17 protein-coding genes and 3 tRNA genes are annotated in these 14,726 nt (G+C 72.2%); 5 read left to right on the top strand and 15 right to left on the bottom strand.

Going from position 1 to position 14,726, the window contains the following annotated elements:
* Positions 1–26 precede the first annotated feature (26 nt).
* Both thiD and RLT57_RS23790 read right to left on the bottom strand, forming a co-directional pair.
* Entirely contained in the window at positions 27–959 is a 933-nt protein-coding gene (gene thiD, locus RLT57_RS23795) for a bifunctional hydroxymethylpyrimidine kinase/phosphomethylpyrimidine kinase (RefSeq protein ID WP_311299306.1), read from the bottom strand.
* Positions 956–1,921 carry a thiamine-phosphate kinase gene (locus tag RLT57_RS23790; RefSeq protein ID WP_311299305.1) on the bottom strand — a complete coding sequence of 322 codons (966 nt, stop codon included), beginning with the start codon at positions 1,919–1,921 and terminating at the stop codon, positions 956–958. The genes thiD and RLT57_RS23790 overlap by 4 nt, the downstream gene beginning before the upstream one ends.
* A gap of 170 nt (positions 1,922–2,091) precedes the next feature.
* On the opposite strand from RLT57_RS23790, the gene RLT57_RS23785 reads away from it, so the two are divergent.
* Positions 2,092–2,325, top strand: coding sequence for an Lrp/AsnC ligand binding domain-containing protein (locus RLT57_RS23785; RefSeq protein ID WP_311299304.1), 234 nt, complete (start codon positions 2,092–2,094; stop codon positions 2,323–2,325).
* A 78-nt stretch (positions 2,326–2,403) separates the two neighbouring features.
* A complete protein-coding gene (locus tag RLT57_RS23780) occupies positions 2,404–2,865 on the top strand; it encodes a DUF3515 family protein (RefSeq protein WP_311299303.1) in 462 nt (153 codons plus the stop codon).
* A 61-nt stretch (positions 2,866–2,926) separates the two neighbouring features.
* On the opposite strand, the gene RLT57_RS23775 is transcribed toward RLT57_RS23780, so the two are convergent.
* From RLT57_RS23775 to RLT57_RS23765, 3 genes are read right to left on the bottom strand one after another with little or no spacing between them, the layout of a single operon-like run.
* Complete coding sequence (locus tag RLT57_RS23775) at positions 2,927–4,063, bottom strand: D-alanine--D-alanine ligase family protein (protein ID WP_311299302.1); 1,137 nt, start codon at positions 4,061–4,063, stop codon at positions 2,927–2,929.
* 12 nt (positions 4,064–4,075) lie between these two features.
* Complete coding sequence (locus RLT57_RS23770; protein ID WP_311299301.1) at positions 4,076–5,077, bottom strand: NAD(P)H-dependent glycerol-3-phosphate dehydrogenase; 1,002 nt, start codon at positions 5,075–5,077, stop codon at positions 4,076–4,078.
* A complete protein-coding gene (locus tag RLT57_RS23765; RefSeq protein ID WP_311299300.1) occupies positions 5,074–5,802 on the bottom strand; it encodes a lysophospholipid acyltransferase family protein in 729 nt (242 codons plus the stop codon). The genes RLT57_RS23770 and RLT57_RS23765 overlap by 4 nt, the downstream gene beginning before the upstream one ends.
* 173 nt (positions 5,803–5,975) lie before the next feature.
* Here RLT57_RS23765 and cofC point away from each other — a divergent pair, with 173 nt between their 5' ends.
* Both cofC and RLT57_RS23755 read left to right on the top strand, forming a co-directional pair.
* Positions 5,976–6,611: a 2-phospho-L-lactate guanylyltransferase gene (gene cofC / locus RLT57_RS23760; protein ID WP_311300835.1), complete on the top strand. Its 636-nt coding sequence runs from the start codon at positions 5,976–5,978 to the stop codon at positions 6,609–6,611.
* A gap of 97 nt (positions 6,612–6,708) precedes the next feature.
* Entirely contained in the window at positions 6,709–6,927 is a 219-nt protein-coding gene (locus RLT57_RS23755) for a hypothetical protein (RefSeq protein ID WP_311299299.1), read from the top strand.
* Positions 6,928–7,102: 175 nt separating this feature from the next.
* On the opposite strand, the gene RLT57_RS23750 is transcribed toward RLT57_RS23755, so the two are convergent.
* The 4 genes from RLT57_RS23750 to leuC form a co-directional block, all read right to left on the bottom strand.
* Positions 7,103–7,705 (bottom strand): HU family DNA-binding protein, encoded by a 603-nt coding sequence (locus RLT57_RS23750; RefSeq protein WP_311299298.1) that lies wholly within the window; start codon positions 7,703–7,705, stop codon positions 7,103–7,105.
* A 134-nt stretch (positions 7,706–7,839) separates the two neighbouring features.
* Complete coding sequence (locus RLT57_RS23745; RefSeq protein WP_311299297.1) at positions 7,840–8,064, bottom strand: hypothetical protein; 225 nt, start codon at positions 8,062–8,064, stop codon at positions 7,840–7,842.
* A 212-nt stretch (positions 8,065–8,276) separates the two neighbouring features.
* Positions 8,277–8,873: a 3-isopropylmalate dehydratase small subunit gene (gene leuD / locus RLT57_RS23740; RefSeq protein WP_311299296.1), complete on the bottom strand. Its 597-nt coding sequence runs from the start codon at positions 8,871–8,873 to the stop codon at positions 8,277–8,279.
* 5 nt (positions 8,874–8,878) lie between these two features.
* Complete coding sequence (leuC, locus tag RLT57_RS23735) at positions 8,879–10,303, bottom strand: 3-isopropylmalate dehydratase large subunit (RefSeq protein ID WP_311299295.1); 1,425 nt, start codon at positions 10,301–10,303, stop codon at positions 8,879–8,881.
* 129 nt (positions 10,304–10,432) lie between these two features.
* Here leuC and ndgR point away from each other — a divergent pair, with 129 nt between their 5' ends.
* The gene (ndgR, locus tag RLT57_RS23730; RefSeq protein WP_093737876.1) at positions 10,433–11,149 is read left to right on the top strand and encodes an IclR family transcriptional regulator NdgR; all 717 of its coding nucleotides are present in this window, start codon (positions 10,433–10,435) and stop codon (positions 11,147–11,149) included.
* Positions 11,150–11,341: 192 nt separating this feature from the next.
* Here ndgR and RLT57_RS23725 read toward each other — a convergent pair.
* From RLT57_RS23725 to RLT57_RS23700, 6 genes are all read right to left on the bottom strand, one after another.
* Positions 11,342–11,414: transfer RNA gene (locus RLT57_RS23725), tRNA-Glu, on the bottom strand.
* Between the two features lie 64 nt (positions 11,415–11,478).
* Positions 11,479–11,551: transfer RNA gene (locus tag RLT57_RS23720), tRNA-Glu, on the bottom strand.
* A gap of 14 nt (positions 11,552–11,565) precedes the next feature.
* Positions 11,566–11,637: transfer RNA gene (locus tag RLT57_RS23715), tRNA-Gln, on the bottom strand.
* A 135-nt stretch (positions 11,638–11,772) separates the two neighbouring features.
* Positions 11,773–13,269, bottom strand: a complete 1,497-nt coding sequence (gltX, locus tag RLT57_RS23710; protein WP_311299294.1) for a glutamate--tRNA ligase — start codon at positions 13,267–13,269, stop codon at positions 11,773–11,775.
* Complete coding sequence (locus tag RLT57_RS23705; protein WP_311299293.1) at positions 13,262–14,050, bottom strand: fumarylacetoacetate hydrolase family protein; 789 nt, start codon at positions 14,048–14,050, stop codon at positions 13,262–13,264. Before RLT57_RS23705 ends, gltX begins: the two co-directional genes overlap by 8 nt.
* A 109-nt stretch (positions 14,051–14,159) precedes the next feature.
* Positions 14,160–14,387: a hypothetical protein gene (locus RLT57_RS23700; protein WP_311299292.1), complete on the bottom strand. Its 228-nt coding sequence runs from the start codon at positions 14,385–14,387 to the stop codon at positions 14,160–14,162.
* Positions 14,388–14,726 lie beyond the last annotated feature (339 nt).

The following is a 14,726-nucleotide window of genomic DNA, read 5'->3' as shown; positions in this document are numbered from 1 at the left end:
GGTCCACCCGAGGGTGGACCGGCTTTTCAGCGTGCCCGCCAGCCCTGGTCGACCGGTCCGGTGCCCTCGCCCAGCGGAAAGCCCGCGGCGATCGCGCCGCTGACATAGGTCTTGGCCAGGCCGACGGCCTCCGGTACCGGGTGGCCGAGGGCGAGGTACGAGGCGATCGCGCTGGCCAGGGTGCAGCCGGTGCCGTGGGTGTGCCGGTTGGCGTGCCGCGGCGCCCGCAGCCAGTGCTCCTGCCGGCCGTCCGTGAGCAGGTCGACGGCCTGCGCCGGGTCCGGCAGGTGGCCGCCCTTGATCAGCGCCCACCGGGGCCCGTAGGCGAGCAGTACGCGGGCGGCGGTCCGCATGGCGGCCTCGTCGGTGACGACCACCCCGGTCAGCTGCGCCACCTCGTCCAGGTTGGGGGTGGCGACGGTGGCGGTGGGCAGTAACCGGCTGCGTACCACGTCCAGGGCGTCGGGGGTGAGCAGCGGGTCGCCGTGCTTGGAGACCCCGACCGGGTCGACGACCACCGGTACGTCCAGCCCGGCGAGCAGGTCGGCCACGGTGGCGGCGATCGCGGCGGAGGACAGCATGCCGGTCTTCACCGCCTGGACGCCGATGTCGTCGACCACCGCGCGGAACTGGGCGCGGACCGCCGCCACCGGCAGTTCCCAGGCGCCGTGCACGCCGAGGGAGTTCTGCGCCGTGACGGCGGTGACGACGCTCATGCCGTGCACGCCGAGGGCGGACATCGTCTTGAGGTCCCCCTGGACACCGGCGCCGCCGGAGGAGTCGGACCCGGCGACGGTGAGGACGCGGGCCGGCGTGGCGGCGCCCGGTCCGCCGCTGGGACCGGCCGGGGGGCCGCCGCCGAACCCGCCGGGGAAGCCACCGGGAAAACCGCCGGGGAAGCCGACGACGAAGCCGCCGGGGAAGCCGCCGCCTCCCGTACGGTCCCGGTCCCGGCTCACACCTGCTCCCCGAAGTGGTCCCAGCCGCCGGCCGTGTCCCAGGGGGCGCCGTCGACGGTGACCTGGGGGATGCGGCCGGCCGGCGCCGCGGCCGCGCCGATGACGCGCCAGCGGGCGGGGAGTTTCACGTCGCGGGGGAACGCGGCGACGATCGCGTGGTCCTCGCCGCCGGTGAGCACCCACTGCAGCGGGTCGACGCCGACGGCCTGCCCGATGTCGGACATCTGGGCCGGTACGTCGATGTCGGCGGCGCGCAGGTCGATGTCCACACCACTGGCGGCGGCGATGTGGCCGAGGTCGGCGACCAGGCCGTCGCTGACGTCGGTCATGGCGGTGGCGCCGAGGTCGGCGGCGGCGGGACCGGCGTCGTAGGGCGGTTCGGGCCGGCGGTGGGCCTCCACGAAGGCGCGCGGTGAGCGGAAGCCGCGGGAGAGGACGGCGAGTCCGGCGGCGGACCAGCCGAGCCAGCCGGTGACCGCGACAAGGTTGCCGGGCCGCGCCCCCGAACGAGTGATGGGCGGCCGGTTGCGCAGGTCACCCAGTGCGGTGACGGCCACCGTGATGGTGTCGCCGCGTACGACGTCGCCGCCGACCACCGCGGCGCCCGCGACCTGGCACTCGTCGCGGATGCCGTCCATCAGCTCGACCGGCCAGGTGGCCGGGAGTTCGGCGGGGACGACCAGGCCGAGCAGGACGGCGGTGGGCACCGCGCCCATGGCCGCGATGTCGGCGAGGTTCTGCGCGGCGGCCTTGCGGCCGACGTCGTAGGCGGTGGACCAGTCGCGGCGGAAGTGGCGGCCTTCCAGGAGGATGTCGGTGGTGGCCACCACCCGTCGGTCGGGCGCGGTGATCACGGCGGCGTCGTCGCCGGGACCGAGCTGGACGGCGGGTGTCGAGGTCAGCCGGGAGGTGAGTTCCCGGATCAGCCCGAACTCCCCCAGCTCGCCGACAGTCCCCTTCATCAGTTGGTCCCCTTCGATCTCGGTGCCGGTCGCGGCGGACGCCGCTTCCGGCAGGTGTTTCCCGGCAATACGGGGGTCGGGTACCGCGCGGGTCTCCCCGCTGTGCGCGACGACGCGATAACGTGGCGTCCCCCTTCCCACATGATCCTCGAAGCCGCCCTGGAGGTTCCGTGGTACAGGCGTACATCCTGATCCAGACCGAGGTCGGCAAGGCCTCGGCAGTAGCGGAGGTGATTTCCAAGATCGACGGAGTCATCCAGGCCGAGGACGTCACGGGTCCCTATGACGTCATCGTCCGGGCCCAGGCCGACACGGTCGACCAACTCGGCCGCATGGTGGTCGCCAGAGTCCAGCAAGTGGACGGCATCACCAGAACCATCACCTGTCCGGTCGTGCATATCTAGTCCCCCACCGAGCCCCTTTCCGGGGGCTCTTCATATGCTCAGCCGGTGAGACCCCACCGCAGGGCCCTATGGATCGCCGTGTCCGCCGTCGCATGCCTGTGCGCGGCGGCGGCCTACGCGGCCGGCTCCGGTGCGTTCCGGACCGGTACGGACGACAAGGTAGCGGTGCCGGTCACCGACCGGCGGACCGCCGGGTACTGCGCCGCGCTGCACGCTCTGCTGCCGTCGAGGCTCAACGGCCTCCCGAGGCATGATCTCAAGCCGCGATCCGATCTGGTCGCCGGGTGGGGCCGCCCGACGGTGGTGCTGCGCTGCGGGGTGCCGCGGCCGGCGGTGGACGCGGATCCGGATACCCCGGCCGCCTCGGTGGGCGGCGTGACGTGGTCCTTCGAGCAGGACCGCGACGGCGGCGTCCGGATGACCACGACGCTGCGCAAGGCGTACGTGGAGCTGTACCTGCCGCCGGAGTACGCCCACGACGCCGGCCCGCTGGTGGATCTCGCCGCACCGGTCAGGCGCTCGGTCCCGGAGGGGATCTGAGGAGGGTCCTCTCCGGGGCCGGCCCGGCGGACGCGGGTCGGGCGGGCCCGCGTCCGCCGGCTCAGCGCAGCCCGGTCCGCCGGCTCAGCGCGGCCTGGATGAGCCGGTCGATGAGCTCGGGGTAGTCCACGCCGCTCTCCTGCCACATCCGCGGGAACATCGAGATGGGCGTGAAGCCGGGCATGGTGTTGATCTCGTTGATCACGAACTCGCCGCTGCCCAGCAGGAAGAAGTCCGCGCGGACCAGGCCCTCGCAGGACGCGGCCTCGAACGCGGCGACGGCGAGCCGCCGGACCTCGGCGGTCTGCTGCTCGGTGAGCGGGGCCGGCACCACGCCCTCGGCGGAGTCGATGTACTTCGCGTCGAAGTCGTAGAAGTCGTGGGCGGTGGCGGGCGGGATCTCGGCGGGCACCGAGGCGCGCGGGCCGTCCTCGAACTCCAGCACACCGCACTCGATCTCGCGTCCGCTCAGCAGCGACTCGACGATGAGCTTGGGGTCGTGCCGCCTGGCCTCGGTGATCGCCGCGTCCAGGCCGTCGGGGCCCTCGACCCTGCTGATGCCGAAGGAGGAGCCGGCCCTGGCGGGCTTGACGAACAGCGGCCAGCCGTGCGCGCCGGCGAAGTCGGTGATCTTGCGGCGCACCGCCTCGGGGCTGCGGTCCCACTCCCGCGGCCTGATCACCGTGTACGGGCCGACGGCCAGCCCGAACGAGGTGAAGATCCGCTTCATGTACTCCTTGTCCATGCCGACGGCCGAGGCGAGGACGCCCGAGCCGACGTAGGGGACACCGGAGAGTTCCAGCAGGCCCTGGAGGGTGCCGTCCTCTCCGTAGGGGCCGTGCAGCATCGGGAAGACGACGTCGACCTCGCCGAGCACCTTGGGCACGGTGCCGGCCTCGGTGTAGACGACCTCGCGGCTGGCCGGGTCGACCGGCAGCAGCACGGCGCCCTCGTGGTCGGCGACCTGCTCGACGGTGGGCATCCGGCGTTCGGCGATGGCCATCCGCTCGGGTTCGTCGGCGGTGAGCGCCCAGCGGCCCCCGGCGGTGATGCCGATGGGCAGGACGTCGTACTTGTCGCGGTCGATGGCCCGCAGCACGCTGGCGGCGGTCACCACCGACACTCCGTGCTCGGAGCTGCGTCCGCCGAAGATGACGGCCACCCGTGGTTTGCGGTCGGACTTCTGCACGTTGCTCATACCGCCGTGACCTTACCGTTCCGGCTTCGCGGAGCGTGACATCAACTCCTTGACGGCCACCAGCGGCGGTTTCCCGTTGTGCACGATGTCGACCACGGTCTCGGTGATCGGCATGTCCACCCCCTGGCGACGGGCGAGTTCGGCCACCGACTCGCAGGACTTGACGCCCTCGGCGGTCCGGCTGGTGGCGGCGATGGTCTCGGCCAGGCTCATGCCGCGGCCGAGGTTGTGGCCGAAGGTGTTGTTGCGGGACAGCGGCGAGGAGCAGGTGGCCACCAGGTCGCCCATGCCGGCGAGTCCGGCGAAGGTGTACGGGTCGGCGCCCATCGCCAGCCCGAGCCGGGTGGTCTCGGCCAGGCCGCGGGTGATCAGCGACGCCTTGGTGTTGTCCCCCAGGCCCATGCCGCCGGCGATGCCGACCGCGAGCGCGATCACGTTCTTCACCGCGCCGCCGAGTTCGCAGCCGACCACGTCGGTGTTGGTGTACGGGCGGAAGTACCCGGTGTGGCAGGCGGTCTGGATCCGGCGGGCCACCGACTCGTCCCGGCAGGCGACGACGGAGGCGGCGGGCTGCCGGGCGGCGATCTCGGGGGCCAGGTTGGGGCCGGACAGGACGGCGATACGTTCCGGGCCGGCCTGGGTGATGTCCTCGATGACCTCGCTCATCCGCTTGGCGGTGCCGAGTTCGACGCCTTTCATCAGGCTGACCAGCACCGCGTCCCGGTGCAGCAGCGGCGCCCACGCGGTGAGGTTGGCGCGCAGCGACTGGGAGGGGACGGCGAGGACGACGAACTCGGCGTCCTCGGCGGCCTCGGCCGGGTCCGCGGTGGCGGTGACCGCGGCGGGCAGTTCCAGGCCGGGGAAGTACTCGGGGTTGGTGCGGGTGCGGTTGATGGCGGCGACGAGTTCGGGGCGCCGCCCCCACAGCGAGACCTGGCAGCCGGCGTCGGCGAGCACCATGGCGAAGGCGGTGCCCCAGGATCCGGTGCCGTAGACCGCGCAGCGGGCCGTCACGCGCCCTCCCGTTCCCGCCTGGCCGCCTTGCGCGGGTCGTAGAGCTCGGCGGGCGCGGGTTCGCCGCGCAGTTCGGCGAGGAGGTTTTTCACCGCGCCCATGATGGTCGCGGTGACCTCGCGCAGCACCTCGGCGGAGGGCTCCTTGCCGTAGTACGCGCTCAGGTCGACCGGAGGGCCGGCCTGGACGCGGTGCGTCTTGCGCGGCAGGAAGCTGGGCTTCTTGGCGTAGGGGGGCAGGAATTCGTTGCCGCCCCACTGCGCGACGGGGATGACGGGTGCCTGGGTGAGCAGCGCGACCCGGGCGACACCGGTCTTGCCGGTCATGGGCCACTGGTCGGGGTCGCGGGTGAGGGTGCCCTCGGGGTAGAAGGCGACGCACTCGCCGTCGTTGACCGCCTGGACGGCGGCGCGGTACGCGGCGGCTGCGTCGGTGGTGGCCCGGATCACCGGGATCTGGCCGGTGCCGCGCATCATGGCGCCGACGAAGAAGGGCTTGAAGAGGGAGGCCTTGGCGAGGAAGCGCGGGACCCGGCCGGTGTTGTACTGGAAATGCGCGTAGAGCAGCGGGTCCAGGTAGGAGTTGTGGTTCACCGCCGTGAGGAATCCGCCCTCGGCCGGAATGTGCTCCATTCCGCGCCAATCCCGTTTGAACAGCACAATGAGCGGCGGCTTCGCGATGACGGCCGCCAGGCGGTACCAGAAACCGATTCTGCGGCGGGACACCCGGACTCCTCTTCGTTCGCTGGTGAGCCGCGCAGGCGTCGCGGCTACGCAGGAGGGTACGCCCCCCGCTGCCGGGCTCAGCGGGTACATGGGAACCCCGGTCGGCCGACCGGGACGACCTTCCGCCACCGCGGTCGCGGCCCCCGCACAATGGGCGGGTGGATGTGACGGGCGTGGTGTGGTCGCTGGTGGTTCCGTTGAAGCCGCTGGCGGTGGCCAAGAGCAGACTGGCCCCGGCGGCGGGTCCGGTACGGCCGGCGCTGGCGCTGGCGTTCGCGGTGGACACGGTGGCCGCGGCGCTGGCGTGCGCCCGGGTGGCGGACGTCACGGTGGTCACCGACGACGAGGTGGCGGGCGCGGAGGTGGCCGGGCTGGGGGCTTTCGTGGTGCCGGACGAGCCGGCCGCGGGGCTGAACGCGGCGCTGCGGTACGGCGCCGAGCGGATCAGGGGCCGCCGGGCCGGCGCGGCGGTCGCGGCGCTGAACGGCGATCTCCCGGCCTTGCGGCCCGCCGAGCTGTCGACGGTCCTGCGCGCGGCCGCGAGCGCCCAGGAGCGCGCTTTTCTGGCCGACGCGGCGGGAGTGGGGACAACCTTGCTCTCCGCGCCGCCGGGTTTTCCGCTCGCCCCTGCCTTCGGCGGCCCCTCCCGGGCCCGCCACCTCGCCTCCGGCGCCCGGGAGATCCTGCTGCCGGACGTGGCCTCGGTCCGCCAGGACGTGGACACGGGGGACGATCTGCGGGCGGCGCTGTCCCTGGGCGTCGGCCCGCGGACGGCCTCCTTCGCCGCCCTGTCGCCCCCGGTCGCGTAGCCCGGAATCCCCCGCAGTCGCGGTCGCGCGCGGCCGGTCACGGCCGGACCGAGCCGGTCGGCGGCAACGGCCGGGGACGGGCCCTAGGCTGGGCCGCATGCAGGCAACCGCGTTCACCTTCGATCCTGAGACCCGGGCCGGCAGCGTGCTGCTGGACGACGGGACGCCGCTGGAGTTCGACGCCGCGGCCTTCGACGCGGGGCGGCTGCGGCTGCTGCGGCCGGGGCAGCGGGTGCGGATCCGGACCGAGGGGTCGGCGGCGGCCCGGCGGGTGGTGTTCGTCACGCTGCAGACGTTCCCCGACCCGGGGGCGTAGCCGGGACCGGCCCGGACCGCCCGGCAGTACGGGAAGCGCCGGGAAGCACCGGGCGGGGTGCGAGGAAGCGCGGGGCCCGGCCGGAGCGGGGCCCCGCCGCGCACATGGCGCGGGCCGGGCTCCCCTTGGGGACCCGGCCCGTCGCGGTGCCGCGGCCGATCGACCGGCCCCGTTATCACCTCGCGGCGGCGGCGCGCTGCGCGGTGGTCTTGCGGGCCGAGGTCCGCTTCCCCGGGGCCTTCTTGGCCGGGGAGGACTTCTTGGCGGTGGTCTTCTTGGCCGCCGCCTTCTTCGTGGTGGTCTTCTTCGCCCCCGCGGTGGTGGTCTTCTTCGCGGTGGTCTTCTTGGCGGCGGTGGTCTTCTTGGCCGCGGCGGTCCTTGCGGTGGTGGCCTTCTTGGCCGCCGCCTTCTTCGTGGTGGTGCGGGCCGTGGTGGACGGGCCGCCGCTCAGGCTGCCCTTGGGGGCCTTCTTGACGGAGACCTCGCCGCCGCGTGGAAGCTTCTTCGTGCCGCTGACCAGGTCCTTGAAGCCCTGCCCCGCCCGGAACCGGGGCACGGAGGTCTTCTTCACCCGGACTCGCTCCCCGGTCTGGGGATTGCGGGCGTAGCGGGCCGGACGCTCGACCTTCTCGAACGACCCGAAGCCGGTGACCGAGACCCGTTCCCCGGCCACCACCGCGCGGACGACCGCGTCGAGAACCGCGTCAACCGCTTCCGCGGCGGCCTGCCGGCCACCCACCTTGTCGGCAATCGCTTCTACGAGCTGCGCCTTGTTCACGTCTTCCCCTATCGGAAACTTGCCCGGCGAATGAGTACGGGCTGATTTCGCACGCTAGGCGGATATATACCGCAAATCAAATACGAAACGGGCGAATCACCCTTGTGCCGCAACGAACTCGGTGCTTCCGGTGATCAGCGATCAGGGATTCCGAGGTCGTCCAACTCAGCCGTTAACGCGCCCGGACGCCGTACCGCGTCGCCGGGATCGCGCTTCGCCGCCGCGGTCACCGCGGGCAGCCACCGACCCGACTCCCGCCGTGTCCCACCAGGGACTTCGGGACGGGCGACGCGGGTGTGCGTCTGCTGCGAACGCGCGGCCAGAACCCCGTAGAGCATGAGTTGGCTGTCGCGTTCCATGCGTCGATTGTGCCATCTGCGGCGAGTTGTCGGGAGCGACAGGGCCAACCGGGTGTTCCGGGGGTGTTCGACCGGGCCCTTGGCCGCCGGTGAACCGGCTTGCCGGACAGGACCCCGGACACGCCTGAGCGCCCCCCGCGGACGGGCGGGGGGCGCTCAGGGGTGGAGCCGTATCGGGCGGCCGCGGCCGCGGGGCCGGATCGGCCGCCGGTTCAGGCGCTGACGACCGTGCTGGGCTTGAAGGACGGCCGGCCGGCCTCGTAGGCGGCGATGTCGGACTCGGCGGCCAGCGTCAGGCTGATGTCGTCGAGCCCTTCGAGCAGCCGCCAGCGGGCGTTGTCGTCGAGCTCGAACGAGGCGGTGACGCCGTCGGCGCGGACCTCGCGGGCCACCAGGTCCACGGTGATCTCCGCGGTCGGGTCGGCCTCGGTCAGCTTCCACAGCTGCTCGACGGTCTCCTGCGGCAGCACCACGGTGAGCAGGCCGTTCTTCAGCGAGTTGCCGCGGAAGATGTCGGCGAACCGGGACGAGAGCACGGTCTTGAAGCCGTAGTTCTGCAGCGCCCACACCGCGTGCTCGCGGGAGGAGCCGGTGCCGAAGTCGGGTCCCGCGACCAGGACGGTGGCGCCCGCCCGCTCCGGGGCGTTGAGGACGAAAGCCGGGTCCTTGCGCCACGCCTCGAACAGACCGTCCTCGAACCCGTTGCGGGTGACCTTCTTCAGCCAGTGCGCGGGGATGATCTGGTCGGTGTCGACGTTGGTGCGGCGCAGCGGTACGGCCCGGCCGGTGTGGGTGGTGAAGGCTTCCATGGTGCTCAGACCTCCGCGAGGGCAGGGGCGTCGGACAGGTCGGCCGGCGAGGCGAGGTGGCCGAGCACCGCGGTGGCGGCGGCCACCTGCGGGGAGACCAGGTGGGTGCGGCCGCCCTTGCCCTGCCGTCCTTCGAAGTTGCGGTTGGAGGTGGACGCGGACCGCTCGCCGGGCGCCAGTTGGTCGGGGTTCATACCCAGGCACATCGAGCAACCCGCGTGCCGCCATTCGGCGCCGGCCGCGGTGAACACCTTGTCCAAACCCTCCTCGACGGCCTGCAGCGCGACCCGTACCGAGCCCGGCACGACCAGCATGCGGACGCCGTCGGCCACCTGGCGGCCCTCGACCACCGAGGCCGCGGCCCGCAGGTCCTCGATCCGGCCGTTGGTGCAGGAGCCGACGAATACGGTGTCGACCTTGACCTCGCGCAGCGGCTGCCCGGCGGACAGGCCCATGTACTCCAGCGCCTTCTCGGCGGCGAAGCGGTCGCCCGCGTCGGCGAAGGACGCCGGGTCCGGCACGGTCGCGCTCAGCGGAGCGCCCTGGCCGGGGTTGGTGCCCCAGGTGACGAACGGGGTCAGGGTGCTCGCGTCGATCCGCACCTCGTGGTCGAAGACCGCGTCCTCGTCGGTGCTGAGCGTCCGCCAGTACGCGAGCGCCGCGTCCCAGTCCGCGCCCTTGGGGGCGTGCGCGCGCCCTTCCAGGTAGTCGAACGTGGTCTGGTCGGGGGCGATCATGCCGGCCCTGGCGCCCGCCTCGATCGACATGTTGCAGACGGTCATGCGGGACTCCATCGACAGCTTCTCGATGGCCGAGCCGCGGTACTCGATGACGTAGCCCTGGCCGCCGCCGGTGCCGATCTGGGTGATCACGGCGAGGATCAGGTCCTTGGCGGTGACGCCGTCGGGCAGTTCGCCGTCGACGGTGACCGCCATGGTCCGGAACGGGGCCAGCGGCAGCGTCTGGGTGGCCAGCACATGCTCGACCTGCGAGGTCCCGATGCCGAACGCCAGCGCGCCGAAGGCGCCGTGCGTGGAGGTGTGCGAGTCGCCGCAGACAACCGTGGTGCCGGGCTGGGTCAGGCCGAGCTGCGGGCCGACCACGTGCACGACGCCCTGCTCGATGTCGCCCAGCGGGTGCAGCCGGACACCGAACTCCGCGCAGTTCTTGCGCAGTGTCTCCAGCTGGGTGCGGGACACCGGGTCGGCGATCGGCTTGTCGATGTCGAGGGTCGGGGTGTTGTGGTCCTCGGTGGCGATGGTGAGGTCGGTGCGGCGCACCCGCCGGCCGTTGAGCCGCAACCCGTCGAACGCCTGCGGGCTGGTCACCTCGTGCAGCAGGTGGAGATCGATGAAGAGCAGATCGGGCTCTCCCTCGACGCGGCGGACGAGATGGTCGTCCCAGACTTTTTCCGCGAGTGTCCTACCCATCGCTGTCCCTCCGGCCTCAGCCACTTCGCCGGGCCAACTCGGTGTGTGTTCTGCGGTGTGCGCCCAGCCTGACGCGTCCCCGGGGAAAATGGGGTTGCGTTTCATAGTGTGAGACGCGAATATCGTTGCATGGACAACTCTAGCGGCGTCGGCGTTCTCGACAAGGCGGCTCTGGTGCTCAGCGCGCTGGAGTCCGGCCCGGCCACCCTGGCCGGTCTCGTCGGCGCCACGGGCCTGGCCCGCCCGACCGCGCACCGGCTGGCGGTCGCGCTGGAACACCACCGGATGGTGGCGCGCGACATGCAGGGCCGCTTCATCCTCGGGCCGCGGCTGTCCGAGCTGGCCGCCGCGGCGGGCGAGGACCGGCTGCTGGCGACCGCGGGGCCGGTCCTGACGCATCTGCGGGACGTGACCGGCGAGAGCGCGCAGCTCTACCGCCGCCAGGGCGACATGCGGATCTGCGTGGCCGCCGCGGAGCGGCTGTCGGGACTGCGGGACACCGTGCCGGTCGGGTCCACGCTGCCGATGAAGGCCGGTTCCGCGGCCCAGGTGCTGATGGCCTGGGAGGAGCCGGAGCGGCTGCACCGCGGCCTGCAGGGGGCCCGCTTCACCGCGACCGCGCTGTCCGGGGTACGGCGCCGGGGCTGGTCGCAGTCGATCGGCGAGCGGGAGCCGGGCGTCGCCTCGGTGTCCGCGCCGGTCCGCGGCCCCTCCAACCGGGTGGTCGCCGCGGTGTCCGTCTCCGGCCCGATCGAGCGGCTGACCCGGCATCCGGGCCGGATGCACGCGCAGGCGGTCGTGGACGCGGCCGGCCGGCTGTCCGAGGCGCTGCGCCGCACCGGCTGACCGCGCCCCGGCCGGCAGGCGGCCCGCAGCGCGCGGCCGGGCCGGCCGCGGGCCGTGACGACGCGGATACGCGTAGAGCCCGCCGCGACCGCGACGGGCTCCAGACTGTACGTCTCCCGGCAGACCCCGCGCGGAGGAACCCGGAGAATCGCGGGAGATCGCGGCGGAGAAGAACGGAGAAGGCCGAATACGTACCCCCGACCGGATTCGAACCGGCGCTACCGCCTTGAGAGGGCGGCGTGCTAGGCCACTACACAACGGGGGCCCTTGGCGATCCCCGCGTCACTCCGGCCGGGTGCGACCCGAAGGGAATGGATGGAGAGGATCTGTACCCCCGACCGGATTCGAACCGGCGCTACTGCCGTGAGAGGGCAGCGTGCTAGGCCACTACACAACGGGGGCTTGCACTGTGTGCGCTGGGGTACCAGGACTCGAACCTAGAACAACTGAACCAGAATCAGCCGTGTTGCCAATTACACCATACCCCACCAGAACGCGACCTCCCGAGGGAGACCGGTTCGGCTCGCGTTCACCGGCCGGGCTTGTCGGCCCTGTTCGGCGGCGCAGGAAGAACATTACCCGATCCGGGACACCGCTCCAAAACGGGTTTCACGCCGACCCGCTCAGCCGGTGAGTACGGCCAGCGCCGCGTCGATCCTGGACAGCGAGCGGTCCCGGCCGAGGATCTGCAGCGACTCGAAGAGCGGCAGGCCGACGGTGCGCCCGGTGACGGCCACCCGGACCGGCGCCTGGGCCTTGCCCAGTTTGAGGCCGTGGACCTCCCCCGCGGCCAGTACGGCCTCCTTGAGGGCCTCGGCCGAGGCCCAGTCGGCGGTCGCCAGTTTCCCGGCCGCGGTACGCAGTAGATCCGCGGCGCCGTCCTTCATCGCCTTCGCCCAGGACGCCTCGTCCCGGACGGGCCGGCCCAGGAAGAGGAAGTCGACGTTGGCGGTGATGTCGGACAGCACGGTCAGCCGGGTCTGGGCGTAGGGCGCGACGGCCTGCCAGGCGGCCTCGTCGAAGGACTCGGCGGGCCAGGGGGCGTAGGGCGCGCGCAGCCACGGCAGGCATGCCTCGGCGAACGCCTTGGGCTCCAGCCGGCGGATGTGGTCCGCGTTGATCGCCTCGGCCTTTTTGAGGTCGAAGCGGGCCGGGTTGGCGTTGACGTCGGCGACCTCGAACCGGGACACCAGCTCGGCCGTGGAGAAGACGTCCTGGTCGGCGGCGTAGGACCAGCCCAGCAGCGAGAGGTAGTTGAGCAGCCCCTCGGGCAGGAAGCCGCGTTCCCGGTAGAGGTTGAGGGACGCCCCGGGGTCGCGCTTGGAGAGCTTCTTGTTGCCCTCGCCCATGACGTAGGGCAGGTGGCCGAACCGCGGCACGCCCTTGGCCACGCCCAGCTCGATGAGTGCCTGGTAGAGCGCGATCTGCCGCGGGGTGGAGGACAGCAGGTCCTCGCCGCGCAGCACGTGGGTGATCTCCATCAGCGCGTCGTCCACCGGGTTGACCAGCGTGTAGAGCGGCGCGCCGTTGGCCCGGACGATGCCGTAGTCCGGCACGTTCTCGGGGGCGAAGGTGAGTTCGCCGCGGACCAGGTCGGTGAAGGTGACGGGCCGGTCGGGCATCCGGAAGCGGACGATCGCCGGCCGGCCCTCGGCCTGGTAGCCGGCGACCTGCTCGGGGGTGAGGGCGCGGCAGTGGCCGTCGTAGCCGGAGGGGCGGCCGGCCGCGCGGGCGGCGTCGCGGCGGGTCTCCAGCTCCTCGGCGGTGCAGTAGCAGTCGTAGGCGTGGCCGGTCTCCTTCAGGCGTCGCGCCACGTCGGCGTAGATCGCGGTGCGCTGCGACTGCCGGTAAGGCGCGTGCGGGCCGCCCACCTCGGGACCCTCGTCCCAGTCCAGGCCCAGCCAGCGCAGCGAGTCCAGCAGCTGCCGGTAGGACTCCTCGGAGTCGCGGGCCGCGTCGGTGTCCTCGATACGGAAGACCAGGGTGCCCCGGTGGTGCCGGGCGAAGGCCCAGTTGAACAGGGCGGTGCGGACCAGGCCCACGTGGGGGTTGCCGGTCGGAGAGGGGCAGAAGCGGACGCGGACGGGCGCGTCGCCGGGGGTGGAGGGGGCGCTAGCCACGCGAGATCACCTTGTTGGTGAGAGTGCCGATGCCTTCGATGGTGACGGCGACCTCGTCGCCGGGGTGGAGCGGGCCGACGCCCGCCGGGGTGCCGGTGAGCAGCACGTCGCCGGGCAGCAAAGTCATGGCCTCGGTGATGTTGACGATCAGGTCCTCGATGGAGTTGAGCATCTGGGCGGTGCGGCCGGCCTGCCGCAGGTCGCCGTTGACGGTCGCGGTGATGGCCAGGTCCGAGGGGTCGAGGTCGGTCTCGATCCAGGGGCCGAGCGGGCAGGAGGAGTCGAAGCCCTTGGCTCGGGCCCACTGCTTCTCGGTCTGCTGGGTGTCCCGCGCGGTGACGTCGTTGGCGCAGGTGTAGCCGAGGATGACGTCCTTGACCCGCTCGCGCGGTACCTCGCGGCACAGCCGTTTGATCACCACGGCCAGCTCCGCCTCGTGGTGCACCTCGCGGGAGAACGAGGGGTAGACGATGGCGTCGCCGGGGCCCACCACCGAGGTGGACGGCTTGAAGAACGCCCAGGGCGCGGCCGGCACCTCGTTGCCCAGTTCGGCGGCGTGGGCGGCGTAGTTGCGGCCGATCGCGACGATCTTGTTGGGCAGGACCGGCGACAGCAGCCGTACCTTGTCGGCGGGCACCTTCGTGCCGGACAGCTCGAAGTCCGCGAACGGGACGCCTTTGATGATGTCGATGACGAGACCGTCGAGGCCGGGGCCGGTCTGGTCGCCTTCGACAGCACCGAAGGCGACATTCCCGTCGATGGAGAACCTGGCGATGCGCATAGCTTCAGCCTAGTGGGAGCGTCCGTGCCCGCCGAGCGGTCCCGCGCCGCCGCGCGGTCGTTCGGGCGGCGGCGCGCCGATAACGGGATAAGGCCAGGTCAGTGCGCCTTCAGCAGATGGTGCGCGCCTTGGGCAGCTCGGTGAGTACGGTACGGCGGGGGTTGGCCGTGCGCTTCGGCAGCGGCCGGATCTCGGGGGCGGCCTCCTCGGGCGCGACCGAGGTGTCCCCGGCGGGGGCCGCCCCGTCCTCGCCGACCGGCCCGTTCGCCTGGGGCAGGTGCGCGAGGGTGGTGCGCCGCGGGTTGGCGGTCTGACGGAAGACCAGGGTGCTCTTCATCGGCGGTCGGGACCTCGGGATTCAGGGCGCCGGCGGAGGGGGTGCGCGGCGGCGGGGACAGTCCGGTGGCTTCGGTAAAGCAACAGGCTATTGCGGCGCATTCCCCGAACACCGCCAGTCCAACATCCGACGCGCTGTGATTTTGCTCACCAGACACCCCCCACACCGCATCGTTCCGGACAATCCTCCGACGCCAATAAATCATGACACAAGACGCAGACCAGGACGGTTCACCCCTGGCCACCTCGACCGGATCACCGGACGGCCCCGGTCAAACCGGTGCCCGCGAGAACCGGTTTGTCCTTATTCATCGAATTTCACGGAACCGACACTCGACAC

The sequence above is a fragment of the Streptomyces sp. ITFR-21 genome (genome assembly GCF_031844685.1).
Classification (GTDB): Bacteria; Actinomycetota; Actinomycetes; order Streptomycetales; family Streptomycetaceae; genus Actinacidiphila.
The sequence above is the reverse complement of the archived record's forward strand: the minus strand, read 5'-3'. Positions and strand labels throughout refer to the sequence as shown.

Coding starts and splice junctions, on each gene's coding strand:
- RLT57_RS23790 (WP_311299305.1), bottom strand. CDS start 1,921: ATGAAGGGGACTGTCGGCGAGCTGGGGGAGTTCGGGCTGATCCGGGAA.
- RLT57_RS23775 (WP_311299302.1), bottom strand. CDS start 4,063: ATGAGCAACGTGCAGAAGTCCGACCGCAAACCACGGGTGGCCGTCATC.
- RLT57_RS23755 (WP_311299299.1), top strand. CDS start 6,709: ATGCAGGCAACCGCGTTCACCTTCGATCCTGAGACCCGGGCCGGCAGC.
- RLT57_RS23745 (WP_311299297.1), bottom strand. CDS start 8,064: ATGGAACGCGACAGCCAACTCATGCTCTACGGGGTTCTGGCCGCGCGT.
- leuD (WP_311299296.1), bottom strand. CDS start 8,873: ATGGAAGCCTTCACCACCCACACCGGCCGGGCCGTACCGCTGCGCCGC.
- leuC (WP_311299295.1), bottom strand. CDS start 10,303: ATGGGTAGGACACTCGCGGAAAAAGTCTGGGACGACCATCTCGTCCGC.
- ndgR (WP_093737876.1), top strand. CDS start 10,433: ATGGACAACTCTAGCGGCGTCGGCGTTCTCGACAAGGCGGCTCTGGTG.
- RLT57_RS23705 (WP_311299293.1), bottom strand. CDS start 14,050: ATGCGCATCGCCAGGTTCTCCATCGACGGGAATGTCGCCTTCGGTGCT.
- RLT57_RS23700 (WP_311299292.1), bottom strand. CDS start 14,387: ATGAAGAGCACCCTGGTCTTCCGTCAGACCGCCAACCCGCGGCGCACC.